This window comes from Vibrio sinensis, assembly GCF_003605645.1.
GTDB lineage: Bacteria > Pseudomonadota > Gammaproteobacteria > Enterobacterales > Vibrionaceae > Vibrio > Vibrio sinensis.
This window is the reverse complement of record NZ_QVMU01000072.1, coordinates 1-1,394: the sequence shown is the minus strand read 5'-3', so window position 1 is coordinate 1,394 and position 1,394 is coordinate 1. Positions and strand designations below refer to the sequence as shown.

Genomic DNA, 1,394 nt, shown 5'->3' with positions numbered 1-1,394 from the left:
ACTGCATGTCGCCGTCGACAATGTCTCCGATAACGGTCAGTTTGAAGCGGTGGCTGCCGATCCCGATCATGGCTCGGTCAGCAGTGCGATTGTTGATGAAAATAATCCAAATTCCGATGACACTGTGTATGTCAAAATCAGCGTGGATACAGATAGCGCTACTGAAGGTGGTGAGCTGACTTATACGCTAACGCTGGTTGATAGCGATGGTAATTCAGTGACGCCTCCGGCAGGCACACTTGTGTCTGGCGATCTCAATTGGTCCGGTGCGGCGGCTGGCGGCGCTGACACCAGTGCACTACCGAACAGTTTCACCATTGGTGATTCTGGCTCGTTTGAATTTAAAGTCGCTGCGGTTGATGATCCGTTTAATGAGGGTTCAGAAGCTTTAAATGTTACTGTCGAGAATGTTTCTGATAACGGTAAATTTGAAGTAATAGCCGTGGATCCAGCGAACAAAACCGCTAATAGCCAAATTGTTGATGAAGATGGTAGCAACCAAAACAACCCACGTGATGCGATTGCAGTCAAGTTAACTGGTCCCGATTCGGTGATGGAGGGAGAAGAGACTGCTCCGTTTACCATTACGTTGAGCGATCCGGCTAACTCAGGAGCTCAATCACCTCTTGCCACGCCGGGTAGCATTGTGACGCTAAGCTACACGTACATTAACGCCGATGGCAATGACATTACCGAAATACTGGAAGCGGTCATTGGCCTTGATGGGTTAACCGCAACATTCTCAGTACCAACCACGCAAGATGATGTTTACGAAGCCGGTCAAGCATTCACGGTTTCCGTGGTTTCAATTAAGGACGGCAATGGTCCGGATGCAAAAGATCTATTTGAAGCACTCGATGTGACCAACGCACATCAAACCGTCGCGATTGATGACAGCAAAGATAACCCACCAGAAGCGGAAGATTTTACCGTCGAGCTCGCCTCGAATGGTGGTGCTGCGATTGTCTTTAATAGTGACACGCCAGCGAACGACCATATTTCAGATGAAGAAGATGACGCGTCAAATACGCCAGTGGAAGTGGTGATCACCCAACTGCCGACATCGGGAGTATTGCTTTATGATGGCGTTGAGATCACGCCAGAACAACTTACGAAATTTAACTCGGACGGTAGTGTTGATGGCGTGTTGACCACATTCGATGCATCCAAGATCACCTACCAAAATGACAACCAATCGACCGGATTTATTCTTGGGGTAAAAGAGAGCCCAGATGAGATGCAGGGCGATGAGAGCACCGAGTCATTCCTTAACTGGGGTGAGCCAGTCGATGGCAAGCCGAATCAGCGTGAACTGACCTTTGAGGGCAGTAACGATGTCATTACCATTACTGCGAATTCAGCTAATGACCAGCCATTAGCGCAATACTACGCTG

General features: G+C 48.8%; 1 pseudogene. It reads left to right on the top strand.

Annotation, left to right across the window (positions count from 1 at the left end):
* Positions 1-1,394: pseudogene (locus DZ860_RS24555) on the top strand (Ig-like domain-containing protein); the annotation flags it as partial.